The 15,991-nt window shown below is 56.8% G+C and carries 19 protein-coding genes; 11 read left to right on the forward strand and 8 right to left on the reverse strand.

The features are described 5' to 3' along the window. Positions 1-44 precede the first annotated feature (44 nt). Entirely contained in the window at positions 45-608 is a 564-nt protein-coding gene (locus JZX87_RS27040) for a hypothetical protein (protein ID WP_206828956.1), read from the forward strand. Between the two features lie 49 nt (positions 609-657). Continuing rightward, on the forward strand, positions 658-999 hold the full coding sequence (locus tag JZX87_RS27045; protein ID WP_206828957.1) for a hypothetical protein: 342 nt from the start codon (positions 658-660) through the stop codon (positions 997-999). Between the two features lie 114 nt (positions 1,000-1,113). Here the strand turns inward: JZX87_RS27045 and JZX87_RS27050 are convergent, their stop codons facing one another. Together JZX87_RS27050 and JZX87_RS27055 are read right to left on the reverse strand one after the other, a co-directional pair. Continuing rightward, on the reverse strand, positions 1,114-2,121 hold the full coding sequence (locus JZX87_RS27050; RefSeq protein WP_206828958.1) for an NAD(P)-dependent oxidoreductase: 1,008 nt from the start codon (positions 2,119-2,121) through the stop codon (positions 1,114-1,116). Positions 2,122-2,245: 124 nt separating this feature from the next. Then, complete coding sequence (locus tag JZX87_RS27055; RefSeq protein WP_206828959.1) at positions 2,246-3,799, reverse strand: methionine--tRNA ligase; 1,554 nt, start codon at positions 3,797-3,799, stop codon at positions 2,246-2,248. A gap of 902 nt (positions 3,800-4,701) precedes the next feature. Here JZX87_RS27055 and JZX87_RS27060 point away from each other — a divergent pair. The 5 genes from JZX87_RS27060 to JZX87_RS27080 all read left to right on the forward strand — a co-directional run bounded on the left by JZX87_RS27060 (position 4,702) and on the right by JZX87_RS27080 (position 7,451). Beyond that, positions 4,702-5,721, forward strand: coding sequence for an alpha/beta hydrolase (locus JZX87_RS27060; protein WP_206828960.1), 1,020 nt, complete (start codon positions 4,702-4,704; stop codon positions 5,719-5,721). A gap of 393 nt (positions 5,722-6,114) precedes the next feature. Beyond that, positions 6,115-6,324, forward strand: a complete 210-nt coding sequence (locus JZX87_RS27065; protein WP_112506291.1) for a cold-shock protein — start codon at positions 6,115-6,117, stop codon at positions 6,322-6,324. A gap of 133 nt (positions 6,325-6,457) precedes the next feature. Then, on the forward strand, positions 6,458-6,682 hold the full coding sequence (locus JZX87_RS27070) for a hypothetical protein (protein WP_153353392.1): 225 nt from the start codon (positions 6,458-6,460) through the stop codon (positions 6,680-6,682). A 32-nt stretch (positions 6,683-6,714) separates the two neighbouring features. Beyond that, entirely contained in the window at positions 6,715-7,083 is a 369-nt protein-coding gene (locus tag JZX87_RS27075) for a DUF6481 family protein (protein WP_153353323.1), read from the forward strand. Positions 7,084-7,292: 209 nt separating this feature from the next. Continuing rightward, positions 7,293-7,451: a hypothetical protein gene (locus tag JZX87_RS27080; protein WP_153353324.1), complete on the forward strand. Its 159-nt coding sequence runs from the start codon at positions 7,293-7,295 to the stop codon at positions 7,449-7,451. A gap of 9 nt (positions 7,452-7,460) precedes the next feature. On the opposite strand, the gene JZX87_RS27085 is transcribed toward JZX87_RS27080, so the two are convergent. Continuing rightward, on the reverse strand, positions 7,461-7,700 hold the full coding sequence (locus JZX87_RS27085; RefSeq protein WP_206828961.1) for a hypothetical protein: 240 nt from the start codon (positions 7,698-7,700) through the stop codon (positions 7,461-7,463). 169 nt (positions 7,701-7,869) lie between these two features. On the opposite strand from JZX87_RS27085, the gene JZX87_RS27090 reads away from it, so the two are divergent. Beyond that, positions 7,870-8,397 carry a hypothetical protein gene (locus JZX87_RS27090; RefSeq protein ID WP_206828962.1) on the forward strand — a complete coding sequence of 176 codons (528 nt, stop codon included), beginning with the start codon at positions 7,870-7,872 and terminating at the stop codon, positions 8,395-8,397. A gap of 113 nt (positions 8,398-8,510) precedes the next feature. On the opposite strand, the gene JZX87_RS27095 is transcribed toward JZX87_RS27090, so the two are convergent. Both JZX87_RS27095 and JZX87_RS27100 read right to left on the reverse strand, forming a co-directional pair. Further along, on the reverse strand, positions 8,511-9,134 hold the full coding sequence (locus tag JZX87_RS27095) for a plasmid pRiA4b ORF-3 family protein (RefSeq protein ID WP_206828967.1): 624 nt from the start codon (positions 9,132-9,134) through the stop codon (positions 8,511-8,513). 79 nt (positions 9,135-9,213) lie between these two features. Next, positions 9,214-11,406: a bifunctional diguanylate cyclase/phosphodiesterase gene (locus JZX87_RS27100; RefSeq protein ID WP_206828963.1), complete on the reverse strand. Its 2,193-nt coding sequence runs from the start codon at positions 11,404-11,406 to the stop codon at positions 9,214-9,216. A gap of 237 nt (positions 11,407-11,643) precedes the next feature. Here JZX87_RS27100 and JZX87_RS27105 point away from each other — a divergent pair, with 237 nt between their 5' ends. Then, entirely contained in the window at positions 11,644-11,874 is a 231-nt protein-coding gene (locus JZX87_RS27105) for a CrpP-related protein (protein ID WP_153353328.1), read from the forward strand. Between the two features lie 265 nt (positions 11,875-12,139). Here the strand turns inward: JZX87_RS27105 and JZX87_RS27110 are convergent, their stop codons facing one another. Both JZX87_RS27110 and JZX87_RS27115 read right to left on the reverse strand, forming a co-directional pair. Next, a complete protein-coding gene (locus JZX87_RS27110; protein ID WP_153353329.1) occupies positions 12,140-12,637 on the reverse strand; it encodes a GNAT family N-acetyltransferase in 498 nt (165 codons plus the stop codon). A gap of 145 nt (positions 12,638-12,782) precedes the next feature. After that, positions 12,783-13,988 (reverse strand): GGDEF domain-containing protein, encoded by a 1,206-nt coding sequence (locus JZX87_RS27115; RefSeq protein ID WP_206828964.1) that lies wholly within the window; start codon positions 13,986-13,988, stop codon positions 12,783-12,785. A gap of 303 nt (positions 13,989-14,291) precedes the next feature. Between JZX87_RS27115 and JZX87_RS27120 the strand changes: the two genes are divergently transcribed. Together JZX87_RS27120 and JZX87_RS27125 are read left to right on the forward strand one after the other, a co-directional pair. Continuing rightward, positions 14,292-14,696, forward strand: coding sequence for an OsmC family protein (locus JZX87_RS27120; protein ID WP_153353331.1), 405 nt, complete (start codon positions 14,292-14,294; stop codon positions 14,694-14,696). A 28-nt stretch (positions 14,697-14,724) separates the two neighbouring features. Next, positions 14,725-15,099: a VOC family protein gene (locus JZX87_RS27125; protein WP_153353332.1), complete on the forward strand. Its 375-nt coding sequence runs from the start codon at positions 14,725-14,727 to the stop codon at positions 15,097-15,099. Positions 15,100-15,682: 583 nt separating this feature from the next. Here JZX87_RS27125 and JZX87_RS27130 read toward each other — a convergent pair. Next, positions 15,683-15,991 (reverse strand): TCP-1/cpn60 chaperonin family protein (locus tag JZX87_RS27130; RefSeq protein ID WP_286195095.1); only part of this gene is annotated, 309 nt, incomplete at its 5' end.

Below are 15,991 nucleotides of genomic sequence, written 5' to 3' on the forward strand. Positions count from 1 at the left end.
ATCACGCGCCGAGCAACATGGCTGTGCCGGTGCCGGAGGATGGAATGCAGGAAAAAACCTTCAGATTTCAGGAGGCCGACAGGGCGCTATTGGCTGCCGTCGATGAAGCGATCGAACGTGCCGCTGAAACCGCCGGGCCTGAGCTTCGATCTCTTGGTATCGGCAGAACGCCGCGTGATTACTTCGCCGATGCAGCACTTCGTCACCTGTTTCTGCGGTTATGCGGCGCCGACCCGCAAACGAATACGGGCGGCGATCCCGAAGCCGCATGGGAAATCCTCTATATGGGCCGCAGTGTCGCTCGCTACTGGGAAAAGGAGCGCGGGGTTCCCGCCGTGATACGGCGGAAAAAGGATCGGCCGGAAGACATTGAAAAAGATGCGAGCGAACGCCGGTTGCTGACACTCGCCGCACGGGACTTCGCGGTGAAAACCGCTATCCGTGTTTTGATCGATCATGCGCGCGCGTCCGATCCGCAAATCGATGAGCGCCTCGAGGCGCCAATCGACGCCCGCCATGACCGGCTGGAGAATGTTTCGGAGACGGACCGAGAATTCACCGAAAATGCCCGCAGATACATGCGTCTCCTGACCGGGCTGCCGGAATAGGCGCTGACAACCCTTCCTGAAGATGCGCACTCTCACAAGAGGTGAAATCATGGCGGAAAACTGCCCCATACTCACGCCGGCCGAAAAGCAGGTCGTAGACATCATCAAACGCGCCGATGATACGCTGGCTGCTGCTGTCTCCCAGGCATTGCAGGAGGTGACCAGACAGGCTGCCGAAGAGATGCAAGCGGCGGGACAGGAACAATCCGCGCCGGCCCTGCAGTATTTCGCGAGCGTCGTTCATCAGCGAATGTATTGCCTGATGTGTGGTGCGGATTCGAACACGTTTGAAGGGGGCGATCCGGATATCGCCTACCACGTCATCCGCAATAGCCAGAATATTGCAAAACATTATTGGGCAGCGGATATCGAACCCTATCCACCGAAGTAGAGCCGCCTTTTATGCTCAACTGGGCGAACCGGTTCAGGTTATGTCGGTCCTGGCGTGAGCGGCGGCGAAACCTTGTTTTCGCCGCCGCTTCTGCGTTGTCTCCGATAACAGACCTCAGGCAATATCCAGCGTCAGCACGCCGCCGCCGCCGGCTTCCAGCCGATGCAGAAATGTCCCCGGTTCGATCAACTGATATGGAAAATAGAGGCCGGGCGTAGCCGGCGCCCGACCGTCAAGCCCGGTCAGGCGTTCAAGGATCATCGTCACGCCCATCGCCGTCAAAGGTGCAGCCCCTCCGGGGTGAAAGACCGCATGTCGTGTCTCAAGCGTCCGACCATCATGATCCTCGCCGGACAGTTCGATGATGATCTCGGTCGATTTCGGTTCGCCGCGGCGACGCGTCGAGCTGACGCCCGTTGCGAGATCGAACTGGACGCTCCTGGCACCGGTAGCCGTTGCCAAGCCTACGACATCGATCGATGAAAAGCCCGAGGCTTTGATCTCGGTACCGTCAATCGCCCGGAACAGCGCCTTGTTGTCATCGCCATCGCGCCAGATATAGGCGCCATCACGCCGCGTGAGTGCGGCCGACATCATTTTGGACAGGCGTTCAAAATCTTCCGCCACAGCGGGTCCGCCACCATCCTCTTCGTCCACCAGCGCGCCGATCTTGATCGAGTCGATGCGGGTGAACGCTTTGACGAGTTCAAGCGTGGGCACCGTCGTGGCGCCTACGAGCCATTCATAGCCAAGAACAACCGCGCCTGCGTTCGGCTTGTGCATGAAGGTTGCAATTTCGGGCGCGATCTCGAACACACCGGACGAGATGCTGAGATGGGGCAGGCCGCGTGCATTGGCAAAGCGCAACCCAGCCAGGCTTTCGTCCGAGTGGAATACGGCAACGGCACCGACTTTACGGCTGCCCAATCCGAGATCATCGGCATCGTTGTTCAGTTGCACGGCTTCGGCGTTGCCAAGGTCCGCGGCAACCGCCTGCGCCTTTTCCATGTTCCGGCCAGCAATCAGAAATGGCACGTTGGTATGCAGGTTGCGTAACGTTTGAGCGCTCAAGCGGCCGATTGCGCCGGAGCCGCCCATCATCAGGATAGGATCAAAGTGCATGAATTTCTCCTTCTGGTCTTCGCATCAGGCAATCCCTTGGGTTGCCGAATGACTTGAAAAACGGGCGGTTTACACCCGATCGATGTATGGATGATCGCCAATCGGAAAATGATGGAGACACCGTCTATGCAGTATCTTTGCGTGGAAAAAGAACCGAATTTGCCTGCGTTTTTCGGCCGCTGACATCAATCGGTTGGCGGTAGTGCGTTGTTATGGGAATGCCGAGCTTGCCATGTAGTTCCGCAGCGGCTCGTGGAATGAACGGCAGCAGGCAGCGCGCCATGATGGCAAGGCCATATATCTGCTCCGCCAAGGTCGCGGCCAGGCGCTGTGTGGTCACCGTCCGCTCGTGCGCCGCGATCTCGCCAGCCAGCGCCTTGGCATCTGCCCAGGGTGTCTGCCTCGTAAACAGCCTGTTCGCCTCGGCCAGATAGGCGAAGATCTCGCTTAGGCCGATATGCAGTTCGTAATTTTCGAAGGATTGATGGACCTTTTCGCAAAGCTGTTGCGCCTGCCGCACCAGCGCACTCTCGGGTATTTCCGGCGTCACTCCGTCAAATGTGGTGGCCAGAAGTGCGAGAACCCGGTTTGCGAGGTTCCCCAGTTGTCCGCCGAGTTCTCCCGACCAGGCCGCATCCAGCCTGCCCTCGGAAAAGTCACCGTCATCTGCGGAGCGGATGTGCCGCAAAAGGTAATATCGAAGCGCATCCGGCGTGCCGTAAGCCTCGATCAATCGATCAGGCGCAATTCCGTTGCCGGCAGATTTTCCGATCTTTCGGCCATCGACCGTCAGGTATCCGTGCACGCAGATGGATGTGGTCAGCGGCAGACCGGCGGATAGCAATATGGCCGGCCAGTAAATGGCATGGAATTTCGAGATGCCCTTGCCGACGAAATGAAGCCGTGCGCCGCTCCTGGTCCAGTAATGGCGACGAAGCGCATCATCCGTGCCGTGACCGAGCCCGGTCAGGTAATTTGCCAGAGCATCGAACCAGACATAGACGACCTCGTCACCGCCCGGAACGGGCACGCCCCATCCCCGCGCTCGTTCCGCGCTGCGCGAAACACTGATATCGGTCAGCCCACGCCGGAGCAGGGCGGTGATTTCGTTGCGTCGATGCGCCGGCGTAACCTGAAGTTCGCCTGCCTCGATCAACGTGAGGATCTGGTCGCCGTATCGGGACAGACGGAAAAACCAGTTTTCTTCCCGAACGATTTCCAATGCCACGGCGTGTTCGGGGCATTTTCCGTCATCAAGTTCCGATGGATCGTAAAACTGCTCGCAGCCCACGCAATAAAAACCTTCATAGGCCTTGCGATAGAGATCGCCGCGCGCCGCGCAGGCATTCCACAGGGAATGAACGCAGGCAACATGCCGGGGATCGCGGGAGGTGCGAACAAAATCGTCGTTGGAGATGTCAAGCTTTTCACCCAGCCGCTCGAAACTGTCGCCATTGGCGCCGACGAAGTCGGCAACCGCCTGGCCTGCAGCTTCTGCCGCGCGTACATTTTTCAGGCTGTTATCATCGGTTCCGCACTGAAAGCGCACGTCCCGACCGAGCAGTCGAAAGTGACGCGCATAGGCATCCGCCTGCACAAGTTCGAGCGCGAACCCGACATGCGGCGATGAGTTGACGTAGGGTATCGACGTGGTGATGTAGGTGGTTGGTTGAGCCATGGGAATATCCTCTCGAAGGGTGTAAAACCCCTGAGGCGGATCGCAAAAAAACCGCCTCAACGGCGGTCTCTGGTGCACTGAAGACGCACGAAACCCGCCACGCTATGAGCGCGGCATCATCATCGTTGCGTTGATCAGGTTGCTGTTCATGACCCGACCACTATCACGTGTCGAAACCCTCAACAAGCTTATCGGCGTTGCTTATCCTGCGACACTGTTTTGCAGAACATGCGATCATCCTAATTGGTATCGACACACTTATCGCGGATCGACAGCGTCTAAAGCGCACTGGTGTTGATCGTGGTGATTGGAAAAAGCTTTATCGGATCGTTCCAGCTGATAAGTTGCAAAATGACAAATAGGGATGGGCTTTGAATTTCTTATTCTTGAACAAAGGGCTAGCCGCACAGACCAAGCCTAGCGCTACTTTGATCGAACCCAGCGTACCTTTTCAACTTAATCGCTAATTTCGGCCGGTGGCGGACCATGTAAGGCTAGTGGAATTGACCAATCCCGATCTGCTCAAGTCAGGTGAGAAGGTTCGACGACCCTAATTTGAGATCTGAGTGTTTTCAAAGGGTCGTCAAAAATAACTACGTGGTCGCAAGTTCATATACCATCAAGGCGAAAGAAGGCCCTCTGCCTTACCCGGACGCATCAAAAACAGCACGTCCGTTTCGGCTTCCGCGCATCAGGTGGAGCGAACAGGTCTCAGGTTGATAGACTTGTTGTGACAACACGGTAGAAGATTACTCTTATGCCGATTTTCCAGCTCTTCCCGGAATGTCGATTGGGAGTTCCTGCCACCCGAGTCAAGAGTTCCGTCCATTGCCCTCACATTTCTTATCCTCATCGCCATTGCGGCGCTTTCCTCATATGCCCGACCGGGACCTGAGAACCTGATGGTCGTCGCTCCTGTTCACCAAGCGACGCGTGTTGCAATCCTCGTCGCGACCGACCGTGTTCCCGATGACAGCAAGAGCGGGGCTTTCACCGCTGGCAGAGGTGATCGATTAAGATACTCCGAAGTCACCCTCTCGATCCCACCGACACATCGGCCGTCCAAAATTGAATGGCCAGTCTCCAAGCCCGATCCGCGGACGTCCTTCGCGGTGATCGGCCGACGTGACCTGACAGCTGGGGAGTTTGCGACGCTTGCGCGGGGTACGGCCGGGTCACCCGTCTATGGGCGCGCCGGAATCTTTGTTCATGGCTACAACTACAGCCATCAGGAGGCGCTCTTCAGGCTGGCCCAGATGACTGCAGACTCGAAGGTCCAGGAGCGGGCCATTCTCTTCGACTGGCCGTCGCAGGCAGAGGTGACAGGATATGTCGCCGACAAGGATTCGGCAGCCTTCGCGCGGGACGATTTTGCTCAGGTCCTCTCCGATCTTTCGGCCGTCGGCGTGCGTCCCACGATCATGGCGCATAGCATGGGTGCATGGCTGGCGGTCGAGTCGATGCGGCAGCTGTCGCTGATGGGGAAGAGGCACGTCGTCCGGTCAATCGATCAGCTCGTTCTCGCAGCGCCCGACATCGACATTGATCTTCTGCGCAAGCAGTTATCAGTGACAGACAGGCTTTCCAAGCCGATCGTCGTGCTGGCGTCGAAGGACGACGTCGCGCTTGCGCTTTCCAAACGGCTTGCCGGATCCGCGGCAACTGCGGGCTCCCTGGATATTGATGATCCAAGAACGCGAGAACTCGCCATCGAGGAAAACCTCGATATAGTCGACATCTCGAAAATCCCGTCGCTGAACGGCACCAACCATGATCGGTTTGCATCGCTGGCAGCGGTCTATCCACAACTGCGGCAAGGGTTCTCCAACCCGGTGGCGGGAACAGGCGCGATCGTGCTGAACGGGGTGGGCGGCGCGATCTCGGCGCCATTCAGGCTCGGGGGTGCAATCCTTGCTCAGTGACGCATCCTTGGGGATTCGGCCGGACCGGTTGAAGTTTACACCGACGGCTCGTTCGACAATGGATTTGGTGGAGAGGATGGACGTTCGTCGTCATCGACAACAAAGCTCAAATCGACGAAGGATGCGGACAGTTAGCGAGGGCTCGTGAAGAAAGCCGAGAAGAGCGATATGGCGCGATAGAATAAGGCCTCAATATGTAACCTGAACCAAAGGTTGACTTTCGGACCGCTCGCCTCTATTTGTAGTTTATCGATATTTTGCTTGCTGAGCTTTGGTTACCGCGCGATTAGCACCGTGCTTTGAACGAACCTTCCTTTCAAAAACATCGCTATCTCCATCCGCGTTGTACCTGTTGCGCGGTCGATCAATCATGCTTTGAAAGGGTTCATCATCATGACCACCGGCACAGTAAAATGGTTTAACTCCACCAAGGGTTTTGGCTTCATTGAACCTGACAATGGCGGCGCTGATGCGTTCGTCCACATCTCGGCGGTCGAACGTGCTGGTATGCGCGAAATTGTCGAAGGCCAGAAGCTTGGCTACGAACTCGAGCGCGACGTGAAGTCGGGCAAGATGTCGGCTTGCAATTTGCAGGCTGCCTAAGCCAACCGGGTATCTGCTTTCCGTTGACCACGGATGTACTGGCACTGTCGAGAGCATGATACCCACCAAGGTCAGGCAGTTTGCCTGGCCTTTTTTGTTGCCGCCGTATTCGGACGGCCTGAACCGGAACCCCATGTCACAGACACACAGCAAATCTCGCCAGCAGGCCGAGATCGCCTTCGGCGATGCTCAAACACAGTTCTTCGCGCGCAACAGCGCTGTCGAAGAGCTCGACTCACTAGTTCGTGCCCGCGAGGAAAAGACCCTGCGGCTTCGCGAAGCACGGATGGCAAAAGAAGAGCACGACCGCACGGCAGCAACTGCTTCACTGCTCGCCAAGCGTGCGAAAATCCGCTGAATTTCTTTCGCAATCCACCCAAGGACAAACATTTGAAGAACGCTAGAAACAATGAACTCTCCGATCGCCGCGCCGCAGCAGCAGGGGCAAAGGCTGCTCTCCTGAATGCCTATCGCAGTGCAAAGACCACAGCCGAGCCAACCACTATGGCAAAGCGGGCGGAACGGATGGCCATCGCGGCGGCCAGGGAAGAGCGTCGCCTTGAGCGCGAACGGGTAAAAATTGCGGAGTCGGAGCGCCTGGTGACCGAGGAAGCCGAGAAGCTGGAAGCCGCAGCCGCCGAGGCTGAAGCACGCGATATGCGCGAAAAAAGCCTTATCGCACGGGTGATAGAGGATGAAGCGGCACGAAAGGCTGAGCGCGATCGGCGCTATGCCAGTCGCAAAGCACGACAGGCCTAGGTTCCCGGATCGGCCACACGCGTGTTTGCTGCCGGTTTGCATCGGTCATCGCGTTCTGCTGCCGAGGAGATATCGTTCCACGTCGCCGCCACAAACCTTCTTGATCTCGGCGACGGTGAAACCTTTGGCTCCGGCGCTCTCTACCAAAACTTTCGCTTGGTCGCGGAAATCGGCCTTGTCGCGGTAAAGCTCTTGTCTTTGGAGGAAAGATGGTAGCGGAACTCTATACGGCCAATGATCCCGAATCCCGCCTGGCGCTTTTCGACTTTGCCTTCGAGAACGCGCCGATCGGGATCGCCCTGGTCGATCTTGAGGGCCGCATCATTCGCCGTCTGTCACTGTCGATCACCAGACCATATCTCCCTTGATGAAGGCGTCTAGAGGAAGACCGCGAGACCTTCCGTATTGACGACATAGATGAACTCTTCCCATGCTTCGTGCGCAGATGCGAAGGATTCATTCCATTCGGTGACCTGGTCTTCTAAGCTTGTGACCTCCATCCGCCAATCATCACCGGCTGGGGGACGGAAGATTTCCACAATGACGGTGATGTCGTTTTCAGTGTAGCGGCCGGAGAGTTCTGAGCGTTCAGAGGAGGGAAGATCTGTCTGGGTCATGGGTCTGGCACTGTTGATCGGCAGGCTCAAGATTACCGGAGGACGTCGAGTTTTTGCAAGCCGGCTAAGAGGCAATTGGCGCCGTTTTGATTCCAGCAAAAGTTGATGTAGACATCTGCCGCCATCCAACACAGCGTTCCATGCGCATCCCCAGGTCTTCAACAGCCATATGAAAAAGCCTCAGCGTAGTTTCGTCGTAGAATACAAATCCGGTCGTCGAAAACTCGACAGCAAGGCACCGAGCTCCATCTGGGGCAATCTGGACCTGAAGTCCGTGGCCCGCGATGTCGAGGTTGTTCTAGTCCAGAGCAAACCTTCCAAGCCGGGGGAAACGTCAGCACCAGCTCATGTCCCTGAACAATCCGCCCCGACCTCAGCAAGCATCGACATGGTCGACATTGCTGGTTTGGAGGTTTCAATCGATGATGTCAGCGCAGCGCCGGATAGGGCTGATGAGCAAGACATTGGCGCTGCCGTGCCGGCGATACGGGGGCGCAAGTCGGGAACTGCTGCCAGCGGGCGCCGATCGCCTGCAGGACGGCGACTTCCACAAGACCGCAGACAGATACCGGTCGAGCAAAATGAACCGGATGATCTCGAGCAGCTCGAGGTAGAGAACCGTCTTCTAAGGACGATGCTCGCGGCAAAACTCCGCAAGGAAAATTCGTGGCTTCGAGAGCGCCTCCAGCATCGATAACGGGAAGCGGTCGCAGACAGGCCATTTGATCCTGTAAGTTGATTGGCCGATCCTTCGACGGAATCTCTCAAATCGACGGGGTTCTTGCCGATGAGACGGCCTGCATGCTCAACTCATTTCTTCGAGACCGCTTTCGGCTTTGGTTGATACAGGCGTCGCCTGGCATTCGACCGAAGAGCATTCCGGAGATCTTTGTCCGTCATCGCAAGATCGAACCATTCCGGATCGAAATGACCACCGCACCAGCGAATGGTCTCTTCGAACTCCGGATCATCCGGGTCGGCGATGATCTCGAGAAGACGCTCGTAGCCTGACACGCCGCCAACATCTTCAGGAGGGCGCGCTCTTTCGCCGGCAATACAGCTGCCTTGTTTCGGCGTAGTCGCGAGCGTCAAGAACTCCTCGATCGCGATGGTGTGCCGCCAGCCGTCTCCGAAATCATAGTGGTAGCTGAATTCGGCGCCTTGTTCAAAATCCAGAAGGCGAACCTCGGTCTGATCGAACACTCGGGGATCCTCGTCAGTCGCGTCTTCAGTCAGGATCTCGACGTCGCCATAACGTAGACCACCGATGCGAAACTCATAGAGATGATAATTCCACCAACTGAAAGCGGCCTGGATTCCAAGGTGCAACTGTCCCAGGTTCCAATGAACCGGCAGGATCAAGCGGCGCCAGATGTCCGGATTGATCTCGTCGATAGAAACTCTGATCTGCGCGGCGTTCGGAGCTTTGAACATAGCATGAGTGAACAAGCACGGCGGTGGCCCGTCAAGAGGTTTACTTCGTGGCCACTTGCCCACGCAGCTTGATTCTTGCTTAGGCGGTGCCGGAGCTTGCCACGTTCAGAGTTTGTTTCGCCCCGGTCACGAGCGCGACAACAGCCTGACGAGGCAAAGGCCGGGATAAAAGGAAACCCTGGAGATCGTCGCAGCCGAGACTTTCAAGAGCCGCTCGTTGCTCTACGGTCTCTACACCTTCTGCGGTGATCTTGAGGCCCTTCGCTCGTGCCATGTCGATCATCGCAACAACCAGCGCTCTGCTATCGCTGCGATGCATCTCGTCAACAAAGGACTTGTCGATTTTAATCCGGTCGATCTCGATCTTTTGCACGCGTGAAAACGAGGAGTAGCCGGTTCCGAAGTCATCAATAGCGAAGCGAATGCCTGCTGCTCGCAGCATCGAGATTGTCCGTTCGAGCTCGCCCCGGTCGTCTGCGGTCGCCGTTTCAGTCATCTCGATTTCCAGCCTGGCCGGGCTTACCTGCCACTTGGCCAGAGCTGTCAAAACGCGCAGCGCGTAGCCGGGCGATCCAAGTTCAAGCGTAGAAGCATTGACTGCCACCGAGATGTCAGGAAGCTCGGCCAGCGTCCTGCATGCGTCGTCCAACACAAATGCACCGATGTCGCCGATAAGGCCCATCTCTTCTGCCAGAGGAATGAACTGATCGGGACTGATATAGCCAAGTGTCGAATGGTTCCAGCGGGCAAGAGCCTCCAGCGAACATAGCGCCCCGCTATTTGCAGCAAACACCGGCTGGTAGAAGGTTTCCAACTGGGTCCGGGTCTCGACCGCTGATCTTAGATCGTTTTCCAACGCTCTACGCTTGCGCAACAGCTCGTCCATATGCTCCCCGAACAGCGCGTAAGTGTTCCTGCCGGCGGCCTTGGCGTGATAAAGCGCTATATCGGCTTGGCGGGTCAGTTCAACCGGATCGCAAGAGCCGGCTGCAAAGGCAACGCCTATGCTTGCACCAATAACGATATGCGTCGCCTCGATCTCGAAGGGCATTCTCAGACCATGAACGAGCTCTCTGACCAGTTCCTCGGCGTTCCGCGCGTCGTCGCCCTGCAGCAGGATCGTAAATTCGTCGCCTCCTATGCGGGCTATGAGAGCGTTAGGGAGAAGGTCGCGCATACGGGTTGCGGCCGAACTGATCAGCTTATCGCCAACCGGGTGGCCGAACGTGTCGTTGACAGCCTTGAAGCGATCAAGATCTACAAACAACACGCAGTGCAGCTCGTCGGCCTGTGCGTTTGGGAGCCTTTGATCGAGCTGCTCGCCAAAGTGACCGCGATTTGCAAGACCTGTCAGTGCATCGTGAGAGGCTTGATGCCTAAGCTCGGCGCGACTCGCAGCCAAGCGCTCCGAGCGACGCCAAATTGCGCCTCCAGCCAAACTGGTCCCCGCAAACAATGCGATGAACGCGAGCACGAGGGCAGGGGTAGTGGCCTCAAGTACGTGCTGCCCAGGTCGAAATGGTTTCCAACGGAAATAGCCGAATACCTGCCCATCTCGGGCAATCAGCGGTACGAAGGCGATGTTGCGTCCTGACGGCTGTTTTGCTGCAAATTCTAGGTCAGCGAACTCGTATTCCCGGCCGATCACCGCGGGCAGATCACCGTCGAGATAGCGGACTGCCACGTGTAGCATCTCTTGGCCAGGAATTTGCTCAAGATTACCAGTGTCCGACACGATCGGCTTCACACTAATGATCGCGGGTCGAAAGCCCACATAGGCGAGATCCGCTTCTCCTATTGATAGGATCCTGTCATTGGTGCCTTCGGTATCTCCGACAGACAGTCGCGCCTGGAGCGTCTTGGCAAGCGGCAGGTAGGCCTTCTGAAAATCGCCGGGCGTTGGAGCTTGGTCTGGATTTGATGAGAACTCGTATAAGGATGAAAGGTCGGGCCCCAGGATCAGCGCGGCGTCGTGGCCGAAATAGCTGTGCATCCAGGAGCCCAGGTTCGCCTCGATCCATTCGAGGTTCCCGCTGGTTGCATTTCTGACGGCATCGTCCCAGACCGTTGCGCTTTCCTGATCATGCGCAACGCCAACCTTTAGCTTCGCGACCGTGAGCGTGACGAGATCGCGCTGCCGAAGTGCCGCGACTTCATCGGTTCTTGCTGCCGCCCAAGTCAAACTGATGAGAAGCAAACCACAAAGCGCCAAGGAGGCACAAAACGGCAAAACCCATCGTAGAAACCACCGTGATTGAAGCTGCATAGTCATTCGCGGACCGTCATCCTGTATTTGACAAGACGATAAAACAGCGGCTGTTAAAACGACGCCAAGCAGGTTGGTTAAAAGCTGGTTAAAGGCCCTGTGTACGCTAACGTACCAGTGCGATCGGCCGCTTGAAGTGAGAACTCTTTATGGGCTGAGGTAAGCTTCGAGCAAGCCTTGATTCGCAGAAGGCCTCGGCAGCTCTAAAGCCTGCGAGAGCCCAGCGACGATCATGAGGATCGAATGACTTTCGATGTTGAAATAATCCTTGACTGGCAACAACGGGGAATAAACGCCCGGGTTCTGGGTCTCTCTGCAAGCGAAAATCCAGTAATGCCGTATCTTGAAAGAACAGAGTGTCCCCAAGAGAGGGATGGCTGGCTGCAGAGAGCAGAGGCGTGGGTGTTCGGCTGGAATATCGAGAATGCGGCACGTGCCTTTCAGCAACCGAATTGCTTGTTTCGCGGCAGCTGATCGTGCTCATCCTGAACGGCGACGTGGTCCAGCAGAGGAGTATCGAACTGCTGGTATCACCACGAGGGTGGCCGAAGGAATTTCTCGCTGCTCCGCCACGGGCCTCAGCAACCGACCGACGGAATAGTGACGATCAAATCATCGGTCTGCGCTCAGAGATGGCCCAAGTCGTTACGATTATAGCGCGCTTAATGCTCGGAAACACAGGTTCGCTTCCGATCGAGAACTTGAACAGCTCGGCTCCCTACCGAGCTAGGATAATGTTTTAAGGATCTCGTTGTAAGATGATGGCGTCTCCCTTGTCACGGCACACCTTATCGATTTCTTTGTAGCCCAAGCGTTCAGCGAGACGAAGTGATAGAACGTTTCCCACAGCAATAAGACATGCTGTTGGCTGCCTGTGATCGCGCTCGAACCAATGCTGCACTGCTTGCGCTGCCTCGGTCGCATATCCGCGCCCATGGAACCCGCTTTGAAGAGTCCAGGACATTTCAATATTTGTGTCCGCTCGGCCCAGCGGGCGTTCGAACACCGCAAACCCTACTTTGCCTGCGTAAGTGTTTTGCGCGCGTTCAATTATCGAAAATTGCCCGAAACCCATCAACTGCCAGTGCCCGACGTCGCGTAAGAGCCGGGTCCAGATTTCGCTGCGGTTGAGCTTGCCGATCTGTCGTAACACAGGCTCTTCCGAGAACATCTCGATCATAGGCTTGAAATCGGAATAAATCGGCGGACGAAGAATAAGACGAGGTGTTTCAATCATGCTCTGTCAGTTCTATTTTACGAGAGTTGTGGCCGGGTATGATCATTCTAACGGGGAGAGCTAAAGTCCTCACCTGTATCTGGCATCCCGCTGGGATTGCTCGCGCCGAACCTATTGGCAAAAGAGGCGGTTCGTGAGGGCGAAGCTATGATCCGGCTGCAGAACCGGATGGGGAAAATTTAGCAAGATGGATGACATTCGATTCTGTGTCGGTTGCCTCGAAAACTGTATAGCCGTTCCGGCCGCGCCGCTTGGTCTCGTAGAGCGCGCGGTCCGCGCTGTCCAAAAGGATCTCAGGGTTTAACCCGGACGGACCTCGTGAAACGATCCCGATGCTGACCGAGAGAGGCACCTGCAGGGGGCCCCACTGCAGCGGCGTGCTCCCGACTTCGCCAACGATCCGCTTGGCGATAGCCTCAGCGTCGTTCACATCTGCGCCAATCATCAACAGACTGAACTCGTCTCCTCCAAGACGAGCAAAGACATCGCCCTGTCCCAACTGTCTCGTGATCAAATCTGCCACATGCTTCAAGGCAGCGTCACCTGCCGCATGGCCATATTTGTCGTTGATCGTTTTAAAGCTGTCGAGATCAAACAGGAGCAAGCTGAAACCCTGCCCACCGTGCGCCGTTTCGCAAACACTGCTCAGGTGCTTCATAAAAAGTCTGCGATTGGCGATCCCTGTCAGCTCATCCTCATTTGCCAGGCGCTCGACTTCAGTGCGCAGCCGTTCGACTGCCGAAATGAGAAATCCAAAGTTCCAGACGACCGATGCGAACAGGAAGATCAGTAGGTCAATCGACGCAGCCCGATATAGTTGGAGACCAGGCGCTGCGCCAATCACGATCAGAACGTTGCCGCCGGCGATCACGATGTGGGACAATACGCCTGCCAACATGGCTATGCCGGCGACGACCGCTCCGAGATCCCTTCCGTGTATTCGCAAAAGATAGGTGGCGGTTAGCATCAGCGGTATCGACTGTGCCAGCGTGTAAACAGGATTGCGGCCATACCACATGTGGAAAGTCGCGAGCATGGCCAATATGCTGCCAGCGACTAGGATGGAGGTTCTCGCTCCTTGAACTTTGTCACCGTGAAACTGACGCGTGCCACACAGGTTCAGATAGAATCCCAGAATGATAAAGCCATTGCCGGCAACTGTGTTGGCGATGAGGCCACTCTCCCCTTGCACAGAGAGAGCGAGCCCACCAATTACACCTGCCGCGCTACCGGCAAGCCAATAGCGCGGAGCTAGCAGATCCTTGTACCGATAGGCAATCATTCCCCACAGCATGCTGTGTGAAAGATTGAGCAGCAGGACGACAACGAACAGCGTGAAGAAATCCGGCATACGGCATCCTGTTTAGAGACCGGATGACGGCTACATGCGAGGGTTAAACACCGGATGAAAGATTTAAGACGTATTTGACTGAACGACCGCTCAACCGCCGGCTGGCCGCTGTCTTGACGCGCTGCCGCCGAGAAAGATCCCGTTCCACCCCCCCCACGAAACAAGTCATCTCGTGCAGCCTTCAGATATCCGGATAGCAATGGCACGCCGGCCGTCCTGCCCAAAAAGGGTCTGGTTTACCATTGACACAATGAGCTTGTGCCAGGAGCGTGCCATCAACCTTTCGCGGAGGGAGTTAAGGAAATGGTTCAGTCGATCGTGGAATTGCGCAATATGGCGGCTACGGAGGCAGCAGTTGGTTGGGCTGGTGGACACACCATTGTCGTTGATAGGCCGGAAGGCAAGGCCGGCGGGTTGGGCCTAGGCTTCAATGGCGGGCAGCTCCTCGGTCTGGCAGTCGGAGGTTGCTACTGCAACGACCTTCGCTATATTGCCCATGACCTCGGTGTCGAAATCGGAGACATAGCCGTGACGGTTCAGCTGGAACTTGATGGTGCGCCTCTTGTTGCCACCAACGCCGTCCTATCCGTGAGATGCACGACACTGGATGGGTCTGACCCGCAGACCTTGATCGATCGTGCTTGGTCGATCTGCACGGTAGCAAATTCCCTTAATCGTGGCGTACCGACGACGCTAACGGTATTCTGATTGCTTGATATCTTACCGGAGATAGAAAATGTTCACCCATATCATGATCGGCAGCAACGATCTGGAGCGAGCCAGAAATTTCTACGACGCCACGTTGGTTGCGCTGGGTGGCAAGCTCGGCGAAATGGATGCGAGAGGCAGGCTGATCTACGTCCACGAGGGTGGTCGGTTGATGATCACGAAACCAATCAATGGAGGGCCGGCGACCGTAGCTAACGGTGGAACGATTGGTCTTGGGGCCGCGAGCGCCGCTCACGTTCTAGCGTGGCACGAAGCCGGCATTACGCACGGTGGCGAAGCGATCGAGAGCCCTCCCGCGGAGCGTCCGAACGGGTCATTCGTCGCGTATATTCGCGATCCGGACGGACATAAACTCACGGCACGGACGCAACCGACGGGATAAGATCGGCGACCCCGACGCCTGCAGAGCGCTTCATCTGCGTCCCTTAGGTGTGAAATCGGACGAAGGAACCGTCCTCCTCGTTTTGAAGGGTGCAGCCATAAGGTCCAAGCTTCGCGAAACTTACCAATCATTGCAACGCTCTCGCGGCTGTGTCGACCCGACGCCTTTGCGCTCGCGCCGGACTAAAGCGCGCTGAAAGCGTTGATGTCAGCGCTGGCTTGCTCCCGGACTAGAAATACGTGTTTCCTTTCTCTTAACTTGGCTGGTTTGGCGAATCGATGGTTCCGTGGTTTGTTGAGAGCCTAGGTTCTCACTGCTGCGAGGTTGAGTTAGCCGACATAGGGACAGCCTGCATGGCTGCCGCCAGGAGCTCCTCGCGATCGCGCATGCCTCTATTGAACAGTCTGGCGACGGATGCCGTCAAGCTCCCGATCGCGACCGGATCTTTGACAATATCTCTCGCTCGAGCGATCTCCTTGACAACGCTGGCGCACAAACGTGCATCTTCTCTCGAAATGGGCTCGGGCACTCTTTAGTCTCCCAAAATGGCCCACCCCGGCGGATGGGGCGGGCCTGTGAGTCATTAGAAATCCATGCCGGCGCCAGCGGGCAGCGCCGGAGCGGCGTCTTTCTTCGGCTTCTCTGCGATCATCGCTTCTGTCGTGACCAGCAGGCCAGCGACCGAGGCTGCATCCTGCAGTGCAGTGCGCACCACCTTGGCCGGGTCAATGACGCCCTGAGCGTAGAGATCACCATACTCGCCGGTCTGGGCGTTCCAGCCGAAGGAAAGGTCAGTCTTTTCGCGCAGCTTGCCGACGATAATCGAGCCTTCGGCGCCGGCATTCTCAGCGATCTGACGCACAGGTGCCTCGATCGCCCGGCGGACGATGTC

Origin of the sequence: Agrobacterium sp. Ap1, assembly GCF_017313375.1 — a bacterium.
In the GTDB taxonomy this organism is placed as follows: Bacteria; Pseudomonadota; Alphaproteobacteria; order Rhizobiales; family Rhizobiaceae; genus Neorhizobium; species Neorhizobium cellulosilyticum.

Coding starts and splice junctions, on each gene's coding strand:
- JZX87_RS27040 (WP_206828956.1), top strand. CDS start 45: ATGCAGGAAAAAACCTTCAGATTTCAGGAGGCCGACAGGGCGCTATTG.
- JZX87_RS27045 (WP_206828957.1), top strand. CDS start 658: ATGGCGGAAAACTGCCCCATACTCACGCCGGCCGAAAAGCAGGTCGTA.
- JZX87_RS27050 (WP_206828958.1), bottom strand. CDS start 2,121: ATGCACTTTGATCCTATCCTGATGATGGGCGGCTCCGGCGCAATCGGC.
- JZX87_RS27055 (WP_206828959.1), bottom strand. CDS start 3,799: ATGGCTCAACCAACCACCTACATCACCACGTCGATACCCTACGTCAAC.
- JZX87_RS27060 (WP_206828960.1), top strand. CDS start 4,702: ATGGTCGTCGCTCCTGTTCACCAAGCGACGCGTGTTGCAATCCTCGTC.
- JZX87_RS27065 (WP_112506291.1), top strand. CDS start 6,115: ATGACCACCGGCACAGTAAAATGGTTTAACTCCACCAAGGGTTTTGGC.
- JZX87_RS27070 (WP_153353392.1), top strand. CDS start 6,458: ATGTCACAGACACACAGCAAATCTCGCCAGCAGGCCGAGATCGCCTTC.
- JZX87_RS27080 (WP_153353324.1), top strand. CDS start 7,293: ATGGTAGCGGAACTCTATACGGCCAATGATCCCGAATCCCGCCTGGCG.
- JZX87_RS27085 (WP_206828961.1), bottom strand. CDS start 7,700: ATGACCCAGACAGATCTTCCCTCCTCTGAACGCTCAGAACTCTCCGGC.
- JZX87_RS27090 (WP_206828962.1), top strand. CDS start 7,870: ATGAAAAAGCCTCAGCGTAGTTTCGTCGTAGAATACAAATCCGGTCGT.
- JZX87_RS27095 (WP_206828967.1), bottom strand. CDS start 9,134: ATGTTCAAAGCTCCGAACGCCGCGCAGATCAGAGTTTCTATCGACGAG.
- JZX87_RS27100 (WP_206828963.1), bottom strand. CDS start 11,406: ATGACTATGCAGCTTCAATCACGGTGGTTTCTACGATGGGTTTTGCCG.
- JZX87_RS27105 (WP_153353328.1), top strand. CDS start 11,644: ATGACTTTCGATGTTGAAATAATCCTTGACTGGCAACAACGGGGAATA.
- JZX87_RS27110 (WP_153353329.1), bottom strand. CDS start 12,637: ATGATTGAAACACCTCGTCTTATTCTTCGTCCGCCGATTTATTCCGAT.
- JZX87_RS27115 (WP_206828964.1), bottom strand. CDS start 13,988: ATGCCGGATTTCTTCACGCTGTTCGTTGTCGTCCTGCTGCTCAATCTT.
- JZX87_RS27120 (WP_153353331.1), top strand. CDS start 14,292: ATGGTTCAGTCGATCGTGGAATTGCGCAATATGGCGGCTACGGAGGCA.
- JZX87_RS27125 (WP_153353332.1), top strand. CDS start 14,725: ATGTTCACCCATATCATGATCGGCAGCAACGATCTGGAGCGAGCCAGA.